Annotated in this window: 17 protein-coding genes and 1 pseudogene; 5 read left to right on the top strand and 13 right to left on the bottom strand. The window is 66.5% G+C overall.

Going from position 1 to position 20,649, the window contains the following annotated elements:
* Window position 1: 1 nt before the first annotated feature.
* The 8 genes and pseudogenes from PSAL_RS12460 to PSAL_RS12425 form a co-directional block, all read right to left on the bottom strand.
* Window positions 2–2,272: an MlaD family protein gene (locus tag PSAL_RS12460; protein WP_119840958.1), complete on the bottom strand. Its 2,271-nt coding sequence runs from the start codon at window positions 2,270–2,272 to the stop codon at window positions 2–4.
* Window positions 2,273–2,442: 170 nt separating this feature from the next.
* Window positions 2,443–3,018 (bottom strand): annotated as a pseudogene (locus PSAL_RS12455) (paraquat-inducible protein A); the annotation flags it as partial.
* Window positions 3,019–3,032: 14 nt separating this feature from the next.
* Window positions 3,033–3,821: a paraquat-inducible protein A gene (locus PSAL_RS12450; RefSeq protein WP_231388510.1), complete on the bottom strand. Its 789-nt coding sequence runs from the start codon at window positions 3,819–3,821 to the stop codon at window positions 3,033–3,035.
* Window positions 3,822–4,115: 294 nt separating this feature from the next.
* Window positions 4,116–5,519: a lytic murein transglycosylase gene (locus tag PSAL_RS12445; protein ID WP_119840957.1), complete on the bottom strand. Its 1,404-nt coding sequence runs from the start codon at window positions 5,517–5,519 to the stop codon at window positions 4,116–4,118.
* A 171-nt stretch (window positions 5,520–5,690) separates the two neighbouring features.
* A complete protein-coding gene (rnr, locus tag PSAL_RS12440; RefSeq protein WP_119840956.1) occupies window positions 5,691–8,021 on the bottom strand; it encodes a ribonuclease R in 2,331 nt (776 codons plus the stop codon).
* Between the two features lie 86 nt (window positions 8,022–8,107).
* Window positions 8,108–8,536 carry a GNAT family N-acetyltransferase gene (locus PSAL_RS12435; protein ID WP_119840955.1) on the bottom strand — a complete coding sequence of 143 codons (429 nt, stop codon included), beginning with the start codon at window positions 8,534–8,536 and terminating at the stop codon, window positions 8,108–8,110.
* A complete protein-coding gene (dapE, locus tag PSAL_RS12430; RefSeq protein ID WP_119840954.1) occupies window positions 8,517–9,752 on the bottom strand; it encodes a succinyl-diaminopimelate desuccinylase in 1,236 nt (411 codons plus the stop codon). Before dapE ends, PSAL_RS12435 begins: the two co-directional genes overlap by 20 nt.
* A gap of 140 nt (window positions 9,753–9,892) precedes the next feature.
* Window positions 9,893–10,282, bottom strand: a complete 390-nt coding sequence (locus PSAL_RS12425) for a hypothetical protein (RefSeq protein ID WP_119840953.1) — start codon at window positions 10,280–10,282, stop codon at window positions 9,893–9,895.
* 171 nt (window positions 10,283–10,453) lie between these two features.
* Here PSAL_RS12425 and PSAL_RS12420 point away from each other — a divergent pair, with 171 nt between their 5' ends.
* Window positions 10,454–11,674, top strand: a complete 1,221-nt coding sequence (locus PSAL_RS12420; protein ID WP_119840952.1) for a DUF2235 domain-containing protein — start codon at window positions 10,454–10,456, stop codon at window positions 11,672–11,674.
* 82 nt (window positions 11,675–11,756) lie between these two features.
* On the opposite strand, the gene PSAL_RS12415 is transcribed toward PSAL_RS12420, so the two are convergent.
* Together PSAL_RS12415 and PSAL_RS12410 are read right to left on the bottom strand one after the other, a co-directional pair.
* A complete protein-coding gene (locus PSAL_RS12415) occupies window positions 11,757–12,950 on the bottom strand; it encodes an MFS transporter (RefSeq protein WP_231388509.1) in 1,194 nt (397 codons plus the stop codon).
* Window positions 12,950–13,786 (bottom strand): LOG family protein, encoded by an 837-nt coding sequence (locus PSAL_RS12410; protein ID WP_119841189.1) that lies wholly within the window; start codon window positions 13,784–13,786, stop codon window positions 12,950–12,952. The genes PSAL_RS12415 and PSAL_RS12410 overlap by 1 nt, the downstream gene beginning before the upstream one ends.
* Window positions 13,787–13,942: 156 nt before the next feature.
* On the opposite strand from PSAL_RS12410, the gene dapD reads away from it, so the two are divergent.
* Both dapD and PSAL_RS12400 read left to right on the top strand, forming a co-directional pair.
* Window positions 13,943–14,770, top strand: a complete 828-nt coding sequence (dapD, locus tag PSAL_RS12405; RefSeq protein ID WP_119841188.1) for a 2,3,4,5-tetrahydropyridine-2,6-dicarboxylate N-succinyltransferase — start codon at window positions 13,943–13,945, stop codon at window positions 14,768–14,770.
* A 118-nt stretch (window positions 14,771–14,888) separates the two neighbouring features.
* On the top strand, window positions 14,889–15,140 hold the full coding sequence (locus PSAL_RS12400) for a GlsB/YeaQ/YmgE family stress response membrane protein (RefSeq protein ID WP_119840950.1): 252 nt from the start codon (window positions 14,889–14,891) through the stop codon (window positions 15,138–15,140).
* A 194-nt stretch (window positions 15,141–15,334) separates the two neighbouring features.
* On the opposite strand, the gene PSAL_RS12395 is transcribed toward PSAL_RS12400, so the two are convergent.
* Together PSAL_RS12395 and PSAL_RS12390 are read right to left on the bottom strand one after the other, a co-directional pair.
* The gene (locus PSAL_RS12395) at window positions 15,335–16,810 is read right to left on the bottom strand and encodes an NAD-dependent succinate-semialdehyde dehydrogenase (protein WP_119840949.1); all 1,476 of its coding nucleotides are present in this window, start codon (window positions 16,808–16,810) and stop codon (window positions 15,335–15,337) included.
* A 108-nt stretch (window positions 16,811–16,918) separates the two neighbouring features.
* A complete protein-coding gene (locus PSAL_RS12390; RefSeq protein WP_119840948.1) occupies window positions 16,919–17,950 on the bottom strand; it encodes a P1 family peptidase in 1,032 nt (343 codons plus the stop codon).
* A 189-nt stretch (window positions 17,951–18,139) separates the two neighbouring features.
* Between PSAL_RS12390 and PSAL_RS12385 the strand changes: the two genes are divergently transcribed.
* Window positions 18,140–19,357, top strand: a complete 1,218-nt coding sequence (locus PSAL_RS12385; RefSeq protein ID WP_119840947.1) for an aminopeptidase P family protein — start codon at window positions 18,140–18,142, stop codon at window positions 19,355–19,357.
* Window positions 19,358–19,486: 129 nt separating this feature from the next.
* Here the strand turns inward: PSAL_RS12385 and PSAL_RS12380 are convergent, their stop codons facing one another.
* Window positions 19,487–20,056 carry a hypothetical protein gene (locus PSAL_RS12380; protein WP_231388508.1) on the bottom strand — a complete coding sequence of 190 codons (570 nt, stop codon included), beginning with the start codon at window positions 20,054–20,056 and terminating at the stop codon, window positions 19,487–19,489.
* Between the two features lie 303 nt (window positions 20,057–20,359).
* Here PSAL_RS12380 and PSAL_RS12375 point away from each other — a divergent pair, with 303 nt between their 5' ends.
* Window positions 20,360–20,641, top strand: coding sequence for a hypothetical protein (locus PSAL_RS12375; protein ID WP_231388507.1), 282 nt, complete (start codon window positions 20,360–20,362; stop codon window positions 20,639–20,641).
* Window positions 20,642–20,649 lie beyond the last annotated feature (8 nt).

The raw sequence follows: 20,649 nt of genomic DNA, 5'->3' as shown, positions 1-20,649 counted from the left end.
GTCATCTCCCGAAGAACAGGGCATTGGGGTTGCGCTCAAGCTCGCGGGCCAGGGCGGCGATGGCGGCGGCGGCACGGTCGATTTCGCGCATGGTCTGGCCTGCCTGACGGCCGAGGCCGCTGTTGGCGTCATAGCCTTGCAGGGTGGTCCCGGCCTGAGTCAGCACCGTTTCGGTGCGGTTCAGCAGGGCCGGCAGATCCTGGGCGGCATCGGAGATACTGTCCGCCGCGCTGCGCGCCGAGGCGAGGGTCTGGTTCAGGTTCGACACCGCGCCACCGTTGCGCAGATCGGTCAGCACCCCGCGCAATTCGTCCAGCGCCTCGGACAGGCTTTGCGGCAATTGCTGGGTCCCGGGCTCGGCCAGCAGGGTATCTGCGCTGGTCATCAGCTGATCCAGCGTCTGGGCCAGGTCGGCGAGCGGGACGGTCTCGGCCTTTGCCGCGATGGTGTTCAGGCTGTCGAGCAGTTGCGGCAACCCGGCGATCGCCGTATCGGCACTGCGGGCGACCTCTGTCACGCCCGCCATCGCTTCGGTAAGGCGCCCGGCCAGATCGCGGGTGTTGAGCGCCTGAACCAGCGTCTCGATCTGTTCGGTGACCCCGTCAAGCCGTCCTGGCAGCGCCTGCAATTGCGGCGAGGCGACAAAGCCGCGGGCGTCGCCCAACAGGCCGCGGACCTCTCCCGGCACTGCCTGCATGTCGTCGCCGCCGACCAGGCGGCTGACGTTGTTCATGATGTTGATCGCGCTTTGCATGACCTGTTCGACCGGCAGATCGTTGATCCGTTCAAAGACCCCCTGAGCGGTGGCCGAGACATCCGTGATCGCGCTGGCCGTGGTCGGGAACAGCGGGTTGGGACTGCCGGTCATGTCGATTTCGGCCGCAGGGGCGTCGGGCATCCGGACCATCTCGATCTTCAGCCCGCCGGTCAGGATCGACGCCGTGGCCAGACGCGCGCGAATGCCGCCGGTCTTGACCTTCTCCTGGAAGAACGCGATTGCCTGCTGTCCCGAATTCGCTGGTTGCGGCGTGGTGCTGTCGCTGGTCCCGGCAGTGCCAGCCCCGCTGGTGCCAGTCCCGCTGGTTCCGGTCCCGCTGGTGCTGACTCCGGCATCGCTGGTCGCATCACTGCCCGTATCACTCCCGATACCGCCCGCGGGCAGGCCGAGAAGGCCGGAATCGACTTCGAAGGTCGCAAGCAGTCGCACCTTGTCATCGCCAAAGCGGGCCGGCTCGACAGTGCCGTTCACCGCCTTCACGGACCCGATGCGCAGCCCGCCATAGGTCACGGCGCTGCCGGGGGCGAGACCGGGCACGTTGTCGTCGAAGATCGCCGAGAAGCTCAGCGTGTCGCCTTCTTCCTCGCGGAAAGCGGTCGCGCGGGCGGTCGATTCATCGGAGTAGACGGTAAAGGTACTGCCCTGCTCGACCGGTTGCCCGCCCGAGACGACAGAGCTGAAGGTGATGCCGCCCCGCAGCAGCGAGGACAGCGAGGTAAAGTTGACTTCGGCCCCGCTGGCCCCGATCGAAAAGCTGATGCCCGAGCTGTCCCAGAACCGTGTCGCGCTGGAAATCATCTTGTCATGAGGTTCGTAGATGATCGCATTGGCTTCTACCGTGGTGCCGTCGTCGCTGATCTGGGCCTCGCCGAGGTCCCCGACCTGGATGCCGCGAAACTCGATCGGCGTATTGCCGGTCAGCCCGCTTTCGGCAGCGGCGCGCAGGCGGATCTTGAGACCGGGCCTGCCGATGGCGTTCAACGGTGCCTGGGATGCGCCGGTGAATTCCCGTTGCAGCCCGCCGGGATCATTGTCCCAGCTGCCCTGGATATAGACCCCCGACAACACGGTCCCCAGACCGGTGACCCCCTGGGCGGTGACCTCGGGGCGGACCACCCAGAAAGAGGCGCTGCTGTCCACGTAATCCTCGACCTCGGGTTCGACGCGGACCGTGACGACAACCTTTTCCAGCCCGTCGGTGAAGGCCAGCTTTTCCACTGCCCCGACGGTCACGTCGCGGTACCGCAACTCCGTTTCACTGACCGAGATCCCTTCGGCATTGGCAAAGGTGATGTCGATGGTCTGCCCGCGCGAGGAAAAGTTCTGCCAGGCGACGCCGATCGCGATGGCAAGTGCCAGCAGCGGCACGATCCAGATGATCGAGATCCGCTCGGCCGTGGCGCGACGGCTTTCCTTCACCATCAGTTCGGGGTGGTCCGCGCCCGGGCGTTGGTCATCGGGGCCAGGGGTATCGGGTCCGGTAGGGTCGCTCATGAACTGGGGTCTCCGGGTAGGTCTGGGGGCCTGCGGCGCCGGCTGGGCCGCCTGCCGATATTGGCCGATGTCGGCAGGGCACGGCCAGCGCGGGCCAGCTGCGGTGGGATCCGCGGCGCGATCTTCGGGGTGATGCGCACATGGGGCGCCATTTCGGGCGGCAGGGTGCCGCTGCGGGCATCCCAGATCAGCCGACTGTCGAAGGCCTGGGCCGACAACATGGTGAAGACCACCGAAAGGGCAAAGAACAGGCTGGCGATGCCCGGCGCGATCGAGGCGATCGAGCCCAGATGCACCAGAGACGACAGGATCGCCACCACGAAGACGTCGATCATGGACCAGCGGCCGATATATTCGACCAGCTCATGCAGCAGTTGGCGGCGCTCGGGCGACAGGCGCGACTTGTTGCGCACCCCGAAGGCCAGGGCGGCGATGACGATGAACTTGGTGATCGGTATCGCCACCGAGGCGACAAGGATCACCAGCGCCACGGGCCACTCGCCATGCTGGCCCAGCTCCAGCGCGCCGCCGACGACCGTGCTTTGATAGTCCGAAACAAGGGTATGGGTGCTCAGCATCGGGTAGATATTGGCCGGGATGTAGCAGATCATGCCGACCAGCCACAGCGCCCAGACCTTTTGCAGGGACAGGGGGTCGCGGGATTGCATCCCATGTCCACAGCGGGCGCAACGCGCCGTGCCGCCGGGCCAGACGCGTGTGCAGCGCTGGCAGGCTACCAGGCCCATCTGACGCGCGGTCCTCATGTCCCTTGCTCCGTTTCCGGTGTGCGGCGCAGTTGGTCAGCGCGATCTTTGCGCCGTTCTTTCGGTCGTGGCGGACGATCTACGGCGGTCTCGGAATCCAGCGCGCGCCAGACCGAATAGGGGCACATCAGCGTATCCTGCAGGATCACCAGCACCACGAGGATGGCAAAGATCCAGAATGCGGGCCCAAAGCCGACATGGGCCAGGCCGGCGACCTTGACCAGCGCCACGGCGCAGCCGATGGCAAAAATCTCGGCCATCGACCAGGGGCGCAGGGATTCCGACAGCCGGAACGCCAGATTGGCATGGGGTGCGGCCGGGCGGTCACGTACGATCGGCGCCAGCACGTAGATCGTCAAAGCCGCACGCAGTGCCGGGATGAACACGATCAGCGCCGCCAGCGCCAGCGACAGCAGCGCCAGGATGCCGTCGCCCCGGAACGCCAGTGCCGCGCCCAGGACAGAGGTCGAACTGCTCAACCCTGCCGCCGAAATGCTGAGAAAGGGGAAGCAGGCCGCCGCCGAGATCAGGATCAGCACCGAAATCGACAGGCCGATGATCTGCTTGCCCGCGCCTTTGCGCGGCGTCATCAGAACATGGTGGCAGCGCCCGCAGACGGCCCGTTCGCCGGGTCGGGGCAGGGCCACGCGATAGACCGCATCGCAGCGCGGGCAGGCGGCCAGATCGGCCAGGTCGCCCCATTCGCCCTCTGCCCCGGCCGCAGGACCACCCGGCGCGCGCAGGGGCGGGCGGGTGCTGCTGCCGTCTGCGGGTGCCATGGTCATCGGGTCTGCGATCTCCTGCGCGGTTGATCCCGGTTTCGGGACCGGGTTTTTCGGGGCCAGGGTGCGGCAGATGAATGCAGGGCCGGGCAATGACATCGGGGTGCCGCTGCTGCGACATGTTACCTTAACCTGCGCACGTAGAATGGGTAATGGCAAGCGCACCACTTTTCTAGGTCGCGCGCGATTTTCGGGCGCAAGCGACGCAAATGGGTGGGCATCGGGGCCTGCTGACGCCGCCTGGTGCGCTGCCCGGTGCGGCGACGGGGGCGCAGCGCGGGCCGGCCCGGAGGCGGTTCAGCCCTGACGCAGCCGGGCGAGCAGGTCGACAGAGGGGTATCCGTCCGGCACCACGCCCACGGCGCGCTGATAGGACCGGATGGCGCTGATGCTTTGCGAACCAAGGATGCCGTCGACGCCGCCGGTGTCAAAGCCGCGCCGGGTCAGCAGGGTCTGCATTTCCTTGCGTTCATCGCGTTTCAGACCGCGTTCGCCAAGCGGCCAACTGGTGGCCAGCGGCCCGGCGCCGGCGATTCGGTCGCCCAGAAGCCCAACCGCCAGCGCATAGCTGTCGGAATTGTTGTAGCGCTTGATCACGTCGAAGTTCTTGAACACCAGAAAGGCCGGCCCCCCGGCGCCCGCCACGATCAGCAGCCGGGCCGATCCGTAATCCCGCATCGTGCCGTGGGCGGCGCGCATGCCAAGTTCGGCCCATTGCGAGGGCATCTTCACGCTGCCGCCGGCAAGGTTGTAATCGAAGCCGCGCGGCAGGATGACCTCCATCCCCCAGGGCTGGCCTTCGATCCAGCCGAAGTTATCCAGATAGGCCGCCGTCGAGGCAAGCGCATCGGTCGGATCCTCGGCCCAGATGTCGCGCCGCCCGTCGCCGGTGAAATCGACCGCATAGCTTTCATAGGAGGTCGGCATGAACTGGGTATGGCCCATGGCGCCGGCCCAGCTTCCGACCATGCGGTCGGGGGTGGTGTCGCCGTGCTGCACGACCCGCAGCAGCGCCATCAGCTGCTGTTCATAGAAATTCGCCCGCCGCCCTTCGTAGGCCAGTGTCGCCATGGCGGAGATCAGCGGGGTTTCCCCCCGGTTGGTGCCATAGTTGCTTTCCAGGCCCCAGATCGCGGTGACATACTGCGCCTGCACGCCGTAATGCGATTGCAGCGCCTGCAGGGTGCGGGCCTGACCGGCGAATTGGGTGCGGCCATTGGCGATGCGGCTGTCGGAGACCACGCGGTCCATGTAATCGCCCACGCCCAGTGTGAATTCCGCCTGATTGCGGTCGCGCCGGATCACGTCAGGCAGGAAGGTCGCGCTGCGAAATGCCTTGTCGAAAGTCGTCGGGGTGATCCCGCGGGCCAGGGCGCGGGCGCGGAAACTGCGCACCCAGCGATCAAAACCGGGGTCATTGGCCTGTGGCCGGGCGGGTTCCGCGCTGCTGGCGGTCGATGTGCGCACCATCGCCTCGGGCCGGTTCCGGGGACGCAGGCTGCGGGTGACTGTCAGGCTGCGTTGCGTGCCGGCCGTCAGGGTCGCCCCGGCATCTGCGGTGGGCCCTGCAAAGGCCAGACTGGCGCCCGGACGGGCCATCGGCCGCACCGATTCATCGGGTGACCCGGCCTGTGCAGATGGCGACAGGCCGATCAGCATCAGCGACAGAGTCGGGGGAAGGACCTTGGAAAGAAGGCGCATGATATGGGTTCCGGGGCTGCTCGTTTTTTATGATTGCGCCCACCTTACCGCGAAAACGCGGATTTCCAAAGCCTCGGGCCGCATTTCCCCACCCGGCGGGTCTTGCCGGGCGGAAATCCGGAAAGGTTTGGGGGATGTGGCGGGGGGCGGTGACCATCCCGCCCCGCAGGCCTAGCTGCGGGTGCGGCGCACCTTGGTCGCGGTCTTGGCATCCTTGCGCTTGGCGCGCACCAGCTTGCGTTTGGGGCCGGGCTTGGCCGCCGGGCCTTTGGGTCCACCCTTGAAGCCGCCCTTGCGTGATTTGCCGGGGCCGCCGCGTCCGGGGCGCCGCCCGCCTGTGGCCGCCGCGCCCTGTTCGACGGCCTTGCCTTCCAGTTCCAGCAGTTCCAGCGCGATGCCGCCGGTGACCGGGATCGCTTCGGCCAGCTTGACCTTCACGCGCTGGCCCGGTTGCACCATCATGCCGCTTTCGGACCCCATCAGGGTATTGGCCTCGCGGTCATGGTGGAAGAATTCGCGCCCAAGCGACCGGATCGGCACCAGCCCGTCGGCCCCGGTTTCATCCAGCCGCACGAAGGCACCGAACCGCGCCACGCCGCTGATGCGCCCGGTCATCTCGCTGCCCACCCGTTCGCTCAGATAGGCGGCCAGATAGCGATCCGTCGTGTCGCGTTCCGCCATCATCGAGCGCCGCTCGGTTTCCGAGATATGGCCCGCCGTCGCCTCGAGGTTCTCGATCTCCTGCGGACTGAGACCGTCCTTGCCCCAGCCATGCACGCTGACCAGCGACCGATGCACCACGAGGTCGGCATAGCGCCGGATGGGCGAGGTGAAATGCGCGTAGTTCTGCAAGGCAAGGCCGAAGTGGCCGAAGTTGAACGGCGCGTAGTAGGCCTGCATCATCGACCGCAGGGTCGCCATGTTGATCAGCTCGGCCTGATCGGTACCGGCGGCCTGATCCAGCAGGCGGTTCAGGTGCGCGGTCTTCAGGACCTGCCCCTTGGCCACCTGGAACCCGGCGCTGTCGGCGGTTTCGCGCAGTGCTTCCAGCTTTTCCTTGCTCGGTTCCTCGTGGACCCGGAACAGCAGCGGGGATTTCTTCTTGATCAGGGTCTCGGCGGCGGCGACATTGGCCAGCACCATGAATTCCTCGATCAGCTTGTGCGCATCCAGCCGTTCGCGGAAATTGACCGAAGCGACGCGGCCATCGTCGCCAAGCTCGATCCGCCGTTCGGGCAGGTCGAGGTCCAGCGGCTGGCGCGCTTCGCGCGCGATCTTGAGCGCCTCATAGGCGGCATAAAGCGGCCGGATCACGTCATCAAGCAGCGGGCCGCACTGGTCGTCGGGTTTGCCATCCATCGCCGCCTGCACCTGTCCGTAGGTCAGCGACGCGGCAGAGCGCATCAGCCCGCGGTGAAAGCTGTGGGCGATCTTGTTGCCGCGCGCGTCCAGCTGCATCCTCACGGCGATACAGGCGCGCGGCACGCCTTCGTGCAGCGAACACAGGTCGCCCGACAGACGGTCGGGCAGCATCGGCACGACCCGGTCGGGGAAATAGCTGGAATTGCCGCGCCGCCGCGCTTCGTTGTCGAGCGCCGAACCGGGCGTCACGTAATGCGCTACATCGGCAATCGCGACCCAGAGGATATGACCGTCGGGGTTCTTGGGGTCGGTGTCGGCTTCGGCAAAACAGGCGTCGTCGTGGTCGCGGGCATCGGCCGGGTCGATGGTGACCAGCGGAAGGTCGCGCAGATCTTCACGGCCCGAAAGGCCAGCGGGTTTCATGCCGTCGGCTTCGGCCACGACCGTATCGGGAAAGGCATCGGGGATGCCGTGCTGGTGGATGGCGATCAGGCTGACCGCACGCGGCGCGCTCGGGTCGCCGAGGCGCGCCACGACGCGGGCACGGGGCAGGCCCATGCGGGCGCGCGGCCCGCTTTGTTCGGCCTCGACCAACTCGCCGTCCTTGGCGCCGTGCAGCGCCCCTTCGGGCACTGTCCATTCCTTGTCGCTGCCCTTGTCGATCGGCAGGATACGCCCGCCTTCCGAGGTCTTGCGGAAGACGCCCAGAATACGCGTCGGATTGGTGCCGATCTTGCGGATCAACCGGCCCTGATAGGCATTTTCATTCCCCACACGCGTCAGCTTGGCCAGGATGCGGTCGCCTTCGCCAAGGGCCGGATCGCTGTCGCGCAGGATCAGCGCGATATGGGGCTCGGGGCCCTCGCCCTGCCATTCAAGGGGGCGGGCGCTCAGATCGCCATCGCTGTCCGGCGCATTGACCATGACCACCGACACCGGCGGCAGGCTGTCGGGATCGCGGTAGGTCTTCTTGCGCTTTTCCAGATGACCTTCTTCTTCAAGCTCCTTCAGCAGGCGCTTGAGGTCGATCCGGGCGGCGCCCTTGATACCGAAGGCCTTGGCGATGTCGCGTTTGGCGGTCTGGGTGGGATGCGCGGCGATCCAGTCGAGGATCTCGGGCTTTGAGGGAAGCTGTGACATGGGCCAGATCTACCATGCAAGCGGGGGAAGGTCATTGCGAAAAGCGTCGGGTGCTCGGGCGGTCTGTCGGTACCGGGACAGGCGGTTCAGACCCGGCGTTCCATCTCGCGGTGTGGCACGCCTTCGTCGTCGTATTCCGACCCGCAGGCGGTAAAGCCGAGGGTTTCGTAAAAGCCCATTGCGCGGACCTGTGCGCCCAGCACGATACGGGTGAAGCCACGCGCCTGCAGGCGGGCCGCCCCGGCTTCGACCAGCGCCGCGCCCAGCCCGGTGCCGCGGCAGTCGCGGGACACGCAGATGCGCCCGATCCGTCCCGCGTCGCCGTCCACCAGCAGGCGGGCGGTGCCGACGGGGCGACCGTCGAGGCGCGCCAGCAGATGCTCGGCCTGCGCGTCCAGCGCGTCGAACTCGGCTTCGGCGTCAAAGCCCTGTTCGTCGACGAAGACCGCCTGCCGCAGCGCGAAACAGGGGGCGGGATCGGTGACCAGCTGAATGTCAGGCTGTGGCGTCGTCATCGCTGTCGTCGCTCTGGCTGAAATAGTCCGTAAGGATGCGGGTGTAGATCGCCTTCAACTGGTCGATCTGGACCGTTGGCACGCGCTCGTCCGTCTGGTGCATGGCATCGCCGACAAGGCCGAATTCCACCACCGGGCAGAGATCCTTGACGAAGCGCGCGTCCGAGGTGCCGCCCGTGGTCGACAGCGCGGGGACCAGCCCGGTTTCGGCTTCGACGGCCGCGGCGACCAGGTCGCTCAGATCACCGGGCGGGGTCAGGAAGCTTTCGCCGCTGATCTTCACCTCGGTCTCGATCACGATGTCGAACATGCGGCTGACGTCCTGAGCCTCGCGGCGCAGCCACTGGTCCAGCGCCGCGCCGCTGTGCAGGTCGTTGAAACGGATGTTCACGGCGGCGGTGCAGCGCGCCGGGATCACGTTTGTGGCGGTGTTGCCGGTGTCGAACTGCACCACGGCCAGGGTCGAGGCGCCAAAGTGGTCGGTGCCCTGGTCCAGCTCGTGCCCGGCCAGCCGGTCGACCAGCCGCGCCATGGCGGGCAGGGGGTTCTTTGCCAGATGCGGATAGGCCGAATGGCCCTGCACGCCGGTGGCGGCGAACCAGGCGGTCATCGACCCGCGCCGACCGATCTTGATCATCTCGCCCATGGTTTTCGGGCAGGTCGGTTCGCCGACGATGCAGCAGGACAGGGGTTCGTCGTTGTCCTTCATCCAGTCGAGCAGGGCGCGGGTGCCGTCCTGGGCATCGCCTTCCTCGTCGCCGGTGATGGCCAGCACGACCGCGCCATCGGGCGGCGTGTCGGTGACGAAATCGACGGCGGCGGCGGCAAAGGCGGCAACGCCGGATTTCATGTCCTGCGCGCCGCGTCCCCACAGCACGCCGTCTTCGATATCGCCGCTGAAGGGCGCGTGTTTCCAGGCATTCGCATCGCCGACCGGCACCACGTCCGTGTGGCCGTTGAAGCCGAATGTCTTCGCATGACCCTTGTCGCCCCAGCGGGCAAAGAGGTTCTCGATCCCGTTGCGGCTGACGCGGGTGCAGGTGAAACCGGCGGTGGTCAGCAGGTCCTGCAGCAGGCTCAGCGCGCCGCCCTCGGCGGGGGTGACGGTCTCGCAGCGGATCAGCCGGGCGGTCAGGTCGACCGGATCGACCGGCGTGCGGACGGGGATCTGGGGGCTGTCGATCTGGGGGCTGTCGATCTGGGGGCTGTCGGGCATCGGGGCTCCTGCTGGCTGGGGGTCACGCCCCTGAGGCGCGACAACAGAGCCCGCATGGCTACAGGTTTTCGTGGCCTGTGCAATGTTCAATAGACGGGACCGGCGTGGATGCGCCGCGACAGGGCCGCGCCGTCGCGGCGTCAGTTTTCGTGGCCGTCTTCGGCGTCGCGACGCTTGGCAGGGTCGTCGTAGAAGGGGGTCATCTGCGCCACGATGACGGAATTTTCGTCCAGCGCACGCCCCATCAGCGCGCGTTCCTCGTCCGGAATGTCGTGGCCTTCGGCCAGCCGTTCCTCCAGCGTGCCATAGCCCGAGACATCCAGCGGCGCGAGGTCGGCCTGTTTCAGGATCGCCACGGTTTCGCGCACCGCTTCGGCTTCGTCGATCCCCGAGGCATAGCACATCAGTGCGGCGCCGGTGCTCTTGTCGGGCAGGCCGTCGCCGGATTTGCGCCCGACCTCGACCAGCAGCGTATAGACCTGCTGCCGCTTTGCGGGCTTGTCGCCGTTTGCCTTGCTGTCCTTGCCCATTGCGGCCTCCGCGCCGTGATCCTGTGCCTCCGCGGTGCCTGTCAGAAAGGCGCGGGCGAGTAAAGGCCGCTGCGCCGGGGCGCGACAGGGGGATTCCCGCACGGGGTTTCTGTGCTAGGGTCTTGACCCAAGGGAAGCCGCGCGGTGCGGGTCGGCAGAGGGAGAGGGCATTTGGCGAAGGATATCGTTATCCTGCTGGACGGGACATCGAACGAGATCGCGCGCAAGCGGTCGAACGTGCTGCGGCTTTACGGTTGTCTTGCCAAGGGGGACAGCCAGGTCGTCTGGTACGATCCCGGTGTCGGGACCTTCGGGGATGCCAATGCCTGGTCGCGGGTGCGCCGCAAGATCAGCGAGGTCTGGGGCATGGCGACCGGCCACGGCATGGATCAGAACGTGAAAGAGGCCTACCGGTTTCTGTGCGAGACCTACGAGCATGGCGAAAAGGATGCCGACGGAAACCGGGACAGCGACCGGATCTGGATCTTCGGCTTTTCGCGCGGCGCCTATGCGGCGCGGGTGCTGGCCGGGTTCGTCCATGCCTTCGGACTGATCCGCCCGGTGCAGTTCAACCTGCTGGATTACGCCTATCGCGCCTACAAGGCCATCGGCGAGCGCAGCGGAGACGCGGCCTTTGCCGAGATCCGCCTGCACGAGCGCGCGCTGCAGCCCCAAAGGGTGTCGATCGAGGGCATGGGACTGATGGACACTGTGGCCTCGGTGATCGAACCGGGGCGCTTTGGTCCTCGGCTGGCCTCGCATGCCTATTCGAACAACAATCCTTCGGTCCGGGCGCTGCGCCATGCGGTCGCGATCGACGAGCGACGCTGCATGTATCACGCGCGTCTGTGGGGCGAGGAACGGGAATATCGCAAGCCCTTCGCCCCGCCGGGGTCCGGTGAACCGCAGGATGTGAAGGAGCTGTGGTTTGCCGGGGTGCATGGCGATATCGGCGGCGGTTACCCGGAGGCGGAAAGCCAGCTGGGCAAACTGCCGCTGGACTGGCTGATCCGGGAAACCGCCGCGCTGGGGCTGGCGTTCAACACGCGGACGGTGAATGCAATCGTGCTGGGTACCGGTGAGGACAGCAAGTACGTGCCCCCCGTTGCGGGCGCCGATCAGCATGTGTCCCTGAGCTGGCCATGGTGGATCCTTGAGGTGTTCCCGAGCTTCGGCCGTGACGCCGCCACGCCGGGGCGACGGGTGCTGGGGATGACTTTCCCCCTTGGCGCTTATCGCCCAATCCCGGACGGCGCGGCATTCCACCCTTCGGTGGCGGAGCGGATGCGGCAGCGCCCCGAATACCGCCCGCCCAACCTGCCGGGGGATCTGGGGGCGGCTTCGGTCCCTGCGGAGGAGGTCGTGCAGGACGAAGGGGTGTCGGTTGGGTAATCGGCGTTTGCAGGGAGCGTGGGGGGCTCTGCCCCCGCGCTGCGCGCTCCCCCGGGATATTTGGAACAGGGAAACCTTTGAGTCAGGCCATTTGGCGGCGGGCGCGCATGCGGGCGGCGATGAGGTGGGTGACGATGCCAGCGCCATAGGCGCATAGGCCGAACCAGATGAGGCCGGACTGGCCGAAGCTGGCCGTCAGGGCGAGCAGGACCGGGGTGCCGATGAGGTTGCCGAGATTGCCCATCTGGGCGAGGCTGCCATTCGACAGCGCGCGGTCGGCGAGCGCGTGGTTGATCTGTGGCACCGAGGCGAAGCCACCGCTTTGCATCAGTCCCATGGTGCAGAACAGGGCCACCGAAGGCCAGGCCGCGCCCGGCCAGGCGGCGAGGCAGAGCAGCGAGAGCGCCGCACCGGCGAAGCCCATCACCGCCACCGTGACCGCCGAAAGCCGCCGCAGCAGTGCGGCACTGAGGGTGAGCGAGACCAGGATGCCCAGGATCGGCAGGATCGCGATCAGGGTCGTGCGGTAGGCTTCGGGCAGAAAGGGCGGGATCACGGTCAGGTAGGCGACATAGCTGACCGCATAGCAGAACCAGCCGATGCCGGGTGCCGCAATGAAGGGCGAGCTATAGGCCTGCGCATGACGTTTCAGCACCAGCCCAAGCGAGAGCGGCGCGCCAGGGTGAGCCGTGGTGCCATCGGTCTGCGCCGTGGCCCGGTCATCGGGCAGGGCGATCCGCACCAGCAGCGCCATGGCCAACATCCATCCGGCATGGGCCAGCAGCACCGCCGGGATGCCCGCCAGGGACAGTAGCGGCGGCCCGGCAAGAGCGAACAACACGAAGGAAACGCCGAAATAGGTGCTCCACAGGGTCATGGCCAGGGGGCGGGCGCGGTCCGAGGTAATTTCGGCCATCATCGTCGGGCAGGCCACCACCAGGACAAGGTGGGACAGGCCTTCCATGGCGCGCAGGCCCATCATGACCGGCAGCGGGGGCATCAGAGATTCCAGCCCCGAGAGCAGCGCACCCAGCAGCAGCGACCAGATCAGCGCGCGGCGAAAGCCTGCGCGGGCTACCACCATGCCCGCGACCAGCCCCAGCACGACCCCGAGCAGCGAGATCAGTGACAGCAGGAAGCCAAGCCCCGCCCCGGCCTGCGGATAGGCTGCCGCCCAGGCCGGGAAGAGCACCGCGATCTTGGCGAATTGCCCCGAGGCGCCGAGCCCGGCGACGAAGATCACCAGAACCCGCACCAGGGTCGTCACCCCTGGCATCAGGTGCGGCCGGGAATATGCTGGCGTTTTTCGCCGGTGCCGGGCCAGGTCTTGATGGCCTCGATGGCCTCGTCAGCGGTTTCGACAAAGCGGAACAGGTCGAGATCCGCGGCAGAAATCGTGCCCATTTCGGCCAGGGCGTCGAAATTCACTACCTTGTCCCAGAAGGCGCGACCGAAGAGCAGGATCGGCACCTGCTCCATCCGGCCGGTCTGGATCAGGGTGATCGCCTCGAAGGTTTCGTCCAGGGTGCCGAAGCCGCCGGGAAAGACGCAGATGGCGCGGGCGCGCATCAGGAAGTGCATCTTGCGGATGGCGAAATAGTGGAAGTTGAAGCATAGCTCGGGCGTGACATAGGCGTTGGGCGCCTGTTCATGCGGCAAAACGATGTTGAGGCCAAGCGACCGCCCGCCCGCATCCGAAGCGCCGCGGTTGCCCGCCTCCATCACACCGGGGCCGCCGCCGGTGGCGATGACCCATCGCTTGCCGCCCGAGGCCTGCGAATGTTCGGTTACCCGGCGGGCGAATTCCCGTGCCTCGTCGTAGAAATGCGACAGGCTGTCGATGCCGCTTCCGGTCGGGTTCTCGCGGATCCGCGCGCCGCCGAACAGGACCACCGTGCTTTCGATCCCGGCCTCGTCCATGGCCAGCTGCGGCTTCAGCAGCTCCAGCTGCAGGCGCACTGGTCGCAGGTCGTCGCGGCAGAGGAAATCCTCGTCCGTGAAGGCCAGGCGGTAGCTGGGCGAGACGGTCTGGGGAGTATGCGGTTGCTGGCGCTGGGTCTCGCGATCTTCGCGGCTCTGGCGAAAGCGGTTCTGGTGGTCGTCGTCCTGCATGGGGTTCTTTCCGGTCGTGACCGGCAAGTGATGGCAGGCGGCGCGGCCATTGTCCATTGCGGGCCGGTGGGGTGCCTCGGGCCCTTGGTGATTGCGAACGGGCGGCAAGCGGGCTATCTGGCGCGTCACAAGGATATGACCGACAGGAGCCCGCAGATGTCGAACGCCCAGCTTGAAGCCGCCATCGAAGCCGCCTGGGAGGCGCGTGACACGATCACGCCCGCCACCACCGGCGAAACCCGCGACGCCATCGAAACCACGCTGGCCGCGCTGGACGGAGGCACCCTGCGCGTCGCCGAGAAACAGGCCGACGGCACATGGTTCGTCAACCAGTGGGCCAAGAAGGCCGTGCTGCTGGGCTTCCGCCTGAAGGACATGGAGATCCAGACCGGCGGTCCCCAGGACGGCACCTGGTGGGACAAGGTCGACAGCAAGTTCAAGGGCTGGGGCGCCGAGGACTTCAAGACCGCCGGCTTCCGCGCCGTGCCAAACTGCGTGGTGCGCAAATCCGCCTTCATCGCGCCCGGCGTGGTGCTGATGCCCAGCTTCGTGAACCTCGGCGCCTATGTCGACAGCGGCACCATGGTCGATGCCTGGGCCACCGTCGGCTCCTGCGCGCAGATCGGCAAGAACGTCCACCTGTCCGGCGGCGTCGGCATCGGTGGCGTGCTGGAGCCCATGCAGGCCGGCCCGACCATCATCGAGGACAATTGCTTCATCGGCGCGCGCTCCGAAGTGGTCGAAGGCGTCATCGTCCGCGAAGGCTCGGTCCTCGGCATGGGCGTCTACATCGGCCAGTCGACCAAGATCGTCGACCGCGAAACCGGCGAAGTCACCTACGGCGAGGTCCCGCCCTATTCCGTCGTCGTCTCGGGCACCATGCCGTCCAAGAACGGCGTGAACCTCTACTGCGCGGTGATCGTCAAACGGGTCGACGAACGCACCCGGTCGAAAACCGGCGTCAACGAATTGCTGCGCGACTGACCGCGCCCGCATTGCTGAAATCTGCAAAAGGCCCCGGTGGTTTCGGAACCGCCGGGGCCTTTTCCCTGTTAGGCTTGCATAAGCGCGCCTCGGCGCGCTCCAAAACAGGAGATACGCAATGCAAGGACTAGGTTGGCTCGCCGCCATCATCGTAGGGGCCCTCGCGGGCTGGATCGCGGAAAAGATCATGAAATCGGATCACAGCCTGATCCTGAACATCGTGCTCGGCATCGTCGGCGCGCTCCTGATGAACTTCCTGCTCGTCACCCTGCTCGGTGCAACACTCGGCGGCTGGATCGGTCAGCTCGTGGTCGGTATCCTCGGTGCCTGCATCTTGATCGCCGGCGCCCGCATGCTGCGCCGCGCCTGATCGAGTCACGCTCCGTTTCGCGCTCTAGCCCCAAGTTTCCCTGTTCCAAATATCCCGGGGAGCCTCCCGCAGGGAGGCGGGGCAGAGCCCCAAATGGTGGTCGCCCGAACAGACCGAGACCTGACGAAACCGACAATGGCAAAAGGGCCGGGGATTTCCCCCGGCCCTTCGCTTGTCACTCATGCCCGATGGTCTCAGACAGACATGCAGATGTATTTCATCTCGAGGTAATCTTCGATCCCGTGGTGGCTGCCTTCGCGGCCAAGGCCCGATTGCTTGACCCCGCCAAAGGGTGCCATCTCGGTCGAGATGATGCCCGTGTTGACCCCCACGATCCCGTATTCCAGCGCTTCGGCGACCTTGTAGACCCGGCTCAGATCCTTGGCGTAGAAATAGCTGGCAAGGCCGAAAATCGTGTCGTTGGCCAGATCGATCACTTCGTCCTCGTCCTCGAACCTGAACAGCGGCGCCAGCGGGCCGAAGGTCTCGTCGGTCGAGAACAGCATCTCCTTCGTGGCGCCGGTCACGATGGTCGGGGCAAAGAAGGTGCCCGACAGATCCTGCGCCTCGCCGCCCAGGATCACCTTGCCGCCCTTGGCCTTGGCGTCGCGGATATGTTCCTGGACCTTCTCGACCGCCTTGGCGGTGATCAGCGGGCCCAGCTCCGTGCCCTCTTCCAGGCCGTCCCCGACCTTCATCTCGGCCACGCGCAGCTTCAGCTTTTCGGCAAAGGCGTCATAGACTCCGGCCTGCACGTAGATCCGGTTGGCACAGACGCAGGTCTGACCGTTGTTGCGGAACTTGCACATGATCGCGCCTTCCACGGCTGCGTCCAGATCCGCGTCATCAAAGACGATGAAGGGCGCATTGCCGCCCAGCTCCATCGAGCATTTCATCACCTGATCCGCCGCCTGCCGCAGCAGCGTCCGCCCCACGGGGGTCGAGCCGGTGAAGGTCAGCTTGCGCACCTTCTCATTCTCGCAGAATTCCTTGCCGACTTCCGAGGCCGAGGCGCTCGGCAGGATCGAAAAGACCCCCTTCGGGATACCCGCCCGTTCCGCCAGCACGGCAAGCGCCAGCGCCGACAGCGGGGTTTCCGAGGCGGGCCGCCCGACAAAGGCGCAGCCTGCGGCCAGCGCGGGCGCGGCCTTGCGGGTGATCATCGCATTGGGGAAATTCCACGGCGTGATGCTGGCGGCGACACCGATGGGCTGCTTGATCACGGTGATGCGCTTGTCGCGCTGGTGGCCGGGAATGGTCTCGCCGTAGACGCGCTTGGCCTCTTCGGCGAAGAATTCGATAAAGCTTGCGCCATAGGCGATCTCGCCCTTGGCCTCGGCCAGCGGCTTGCCCTGTTCGGCGGTCAGGATGATCCCCAGATCCTCCTGCGCCGCCATCATCAGGTCGAACCACTTGCGCAGGACCTGGGCGCGTTCCTTGCCGGTCCAGCTGGCCCAGTCCTTTTGAGCGCTGTAGGCGGCATCGATGGCCTGGCCGATCTGCGCCCGGCTCAGGTCCGCCACATTGGCGATCACATCGCCCCGCGCCGGGTTGGTGACCTCGAAGGTGCCGTCGTCGCCCTCGACCCATTCGCCTGCCACATAGGCCTTGTCGACCAGCAGAGAGGGGTCCTTGAGCAGCGATTTCAGATTGGTTGCAGTGTCCAGCATGTAGTGCCTCCCTCGGAATACCATGCAGAAGATGTAAGGGATTCCGACCGGAATGCCAGCCCCGATACCGGCGCAGGGTCCAGCCCCGGCACCCGCCGCCAGAAGGGTTCAGCCAAAGCGGTCCTGCCAGCAGGGAAAGGGATCCTCGGCTGCGGGACGCGCGGCATGAACCCCGCGCGAGATCGCCCGCGCCATCACCGTGGCGGCGGCATGACACAGGATCAGCGCATCGGCCTCGGCGTCCCGCAGGGGTTTGGCGCCGGTCGCGGCGGCAAAGATCAGGTCGCCATCGGCGGGGGTATGGCTGGGCACCAGCGCGCGGGCAAAGCCATCGTGGGCCGCGGTCGCCAGCCGGGTGCATTGCGCCTGGGAAAGATCGGCATCGGTGGCAACGATCCCGATGGTGGTATTGCCGCGCAGGGCCATGCGTTCCAGCATCGTCATCTTGGTAAGCGGCTCATGCGGCTCGGGGAAATCCTGCGCCACGCCGCGCCCGCCGAATTCCGTGCCCAGCTCCCAGGGGGCGGCCCAGAAATGCGGCCCCGCCCCGACGGTCGCCGTGCCAAGGGCATTGACCGCAACCAGCGCGCCCACCACATGGCCCGAGGGCAGGGTGACCGAGGCAGTGCCCAGCCCGCCCTTCAATCCGGCGGTGAAGGCCCCGGTCCCGGCCCCGACGGATCCGATCTCGACCGTCTCGCCGAGGGCCTCGTAAGCGGTCTGACCAAGCGCCTTGTAGGGGTTGGTAATCCAGTCCTTGTCGCCCCCGTTCAGCAGATCGAACAGGATCGCCGCCGGCACGATGGGCACCCGCACCGGCCCGGCGCGATAGCCGCGGCCCGCGGCCCGCAGCGCATCCGTGACCCCGCCCGCAGCGTCCAGCCCATAGGCCGAGCCACCCGACAGCACCAGGGCATCGACCTTCTGCACGGTCTTGTCAGAGGCCAGCAGATCGGTTTCCCGGGTCCCCGGCGCGCCGCCCATGACGTGGACGGCGGCGGTAAAGGGGGCATCGGCGCTCAGCACCGTGACACCGGATTTCACCCGTGCGTCCGAGGCCTGGCCGACCATCAGCCCCGCCACATCGGTAATCGCGTTGCGCGGGCCGGGCCCCCAGGGGCGTATTTGATTGGCAGTCATGTTGTCTCCCTGGCCGGGCCTTGCGGGCGCCGACGGTGGCATCTTGCCAGAACCCGCGCGATGGGCAAGACAGGAAGCGGCCCGGGCGATGGCGTCGCGACTCGGTCAGTGCTTGCGGGGGTGCGCCCCCGACACCCGAGCGGGCCATTGCCGTCCTGTACGCCGGGACCTCTTGCGAAGGAGGTCACCATGACCGATACCCCGATCCGCCCCGCCTTCCACCCGATGCATAATGGCGCCAGGACCGCGCTGCCCTTCAGTGCCGAAGAATACGAAACCCGCCTCGACGGGCTGCGCTACGCGATGGAAGAGGCGGGCGTCACCGCCACCGTCCTGACCTCGATGCAGAACATCGCCTATTATTCGGGCTTCCTCTATTGCAGCTTCGGACGCCCCTATGCGCTGGTGGTGACCGAAGACAAGGCGGTGACGATCTCGGCCGGGATCGACGCGGGCCAGCCCTGGCGGCGCAGCGCCACCGACAGCCTGACCTATACCGACTGGTCGCGAAACAACTTCTGGCGCGCCGTGGCTCACGTGGCAGGCAAGGGCAAGGTGCTCGGCTACGAGGGCGATCACCTGACGCTGACTCAACGCGACCTGGCCGAAGAATTCCTCGATCCGCTGGCGATGCTCGACATGGCCCCGGCCACGATGCGCCAACGCATGTTCAAGAGCCCGGCGGAAATCGCCCTGATCCGCGAAGGCGCGCGTATCGCCGATATCGGCGGCTATGCCATCCGCGCGGCAATCCGCGAAGGCACCCGCGAAATCGACGTGGCCATGGCGGGGCGCAACGCGATGGAACTGGCGATCGCCGAGGCCTTCCCCGATGCCGAATACCGCGACACCTGGGTCTGGTTCCAATCCGGACTGAACACCGATGGCGCCCATAACCCGGTCACCGCCCGCAAGCTGGCGGTGGGGGATATCCTGTCGCTGAACACCTTCCCGATGATCTCGGGCTATTACACGGCGCTGGAACGCACCCTGTTCCTTGGCGAGCCCGATCCCGCCGCGCGCAAGATCTGGGAGGCCAATGTCGCGGCCCACGATCTGGGCATGTCGCTGCTGAAACCGGGCGCCTCCTGCGCCGGTGTCACCGCCGGGGTGAATGCTTTCCTGGCTGAACAGGACCTGCTGCAATACCGGACCTTCGGCTATGGCCACAGCTTCGGCGTCCTGTCCCATTACTACGGGCGCGAAGCCGGGCTGGAACTGCGCGAAGACATCGACACGGTGCTGCAACCGGGAATGGTGATCTCGATGGAACCGATGCTGACCCTGCCCGAAGGCACGCCGGGCGCGGGGGGCTACCGCGAACACGACATCCTGATCATCACCGAAGAGGGTGCCGAAAACATCACCGGTTACCCCTATGGCCCGGAGCACAACATCCTCGGCTAGAAACCGGCTCTTTCATCTGGCCGGAAATACTCCGGGGGAATGCGCGGGGGCGGCGTCGAGCCGCCCCCGCGCATGGGGGCAGAGCCCCCGGCGCGCCGCCCGCCTATGGCGCAACGGCTCAGGCAGAGCCTAGCGGCCGAAATCCTGCAAGGCCCGGAAGTCCATGGATTCGAGCAGGGCGATCATCTGCCCGGGCGTGCCGCCTTCGGCTTTCACCAGCACGTTGCCACCGACCATGCCCTGCAGCACATCGTCCTGCAGCATGAATTTCTCGCGCCCCACACGTTCGATCCTGGCGCCGAAGGCCGCGGCATTGGACACCATGGCCGAGATCGAGGCGATCAGCGGGTTCTGTGCCATGATCGTGACCGTGACGCTTTCCTCCGGACCGATATAATCGGCCTCGGCCCCAAGGCCGCCACCCATCATGGCCATGCCGGCGCCCATTTCGTCGTTCACCTGCCGCTCCCAGCCGTCGGGGGCGGGCGGCAGCAGGTCCAGCAGCACATCGGTGCGCATCGCCAGCATTTTCTGGCGGGCGAAGTCGAGCTCGTCCAGCGCATAGCTCAGATCGCCTTGCTCGTAGGCCTCCCGCGCGCTTTCCAGGGTATCGGTGATCTCGTCCGCCTGAGCCGGGCGGAGGGGAAGGGCGGTTGCAAACAGCGCGGCCGTCAAAAGGACGTGGCCAGAAAGGGACATTCGGGCAATCGACAGGGACATATCCTGAGACCTCTTGGAAAGGTGGCCTATCTGGGGCCATGTTGAAATAATGGGCGGCGGAACGTTCCGCATCCTTTGCCGAGTCTCCCCCTGACGCCAAGTCAGGTAAACCTGACCCCGGAATTGCGCCCTGGGATGAAAATGGTGTCTACAGGGTCCATATGAAGACCGGGTGATACGGATCGTGCGAGCCGGTTTCATCGACAACGGGGGGTGGCAGATGCGGCAAAATGGTGGTGCAACGGGGCGTCAGGCGGCAGCGCCTTCCGGATTTCGCTTGCCATGGCCACGCGCGACATGAGCGCCTTCCTGCGCCTCGGCCTGATTCTTTTCCTTCTGATGACGGTGGCCTACGTGGTCGTGTCGCTCTGGTCGCGTCGGCAAAGACGCCGGCGCCTGGAACGGGAATGGGAAGAAGAGGGCCTGCCCGGAAAGCGCGAGGATTACGTCCATGCCGGCCTGCAGGACTACGACGACAGTTTCCGTCGCAAGCTGATCCTGCTGATCTACATCGTGCCGCTGGCGATTGTCGGCTTTATCATCTACGCCGTGAACTACATGTGAAGGAGGCC

Origin of the sequence: Pseudooceanicola algae (assembly GCF_003590145.2) — a bacterium.
In the GTDB taxonomy this organism is placed as follows: domain Bacteria; phylum Pseudomonadota; class Alphaproteobacteria; order Rhodobacterales; family Rhodobacteraceae; genus Pseudooceanicola; species Pseudooceanicola algae.
Note: the sequence above shows the minus strand (reverse complement) of the source record. Positions and strands in the feature narration are given on the sequence as shown.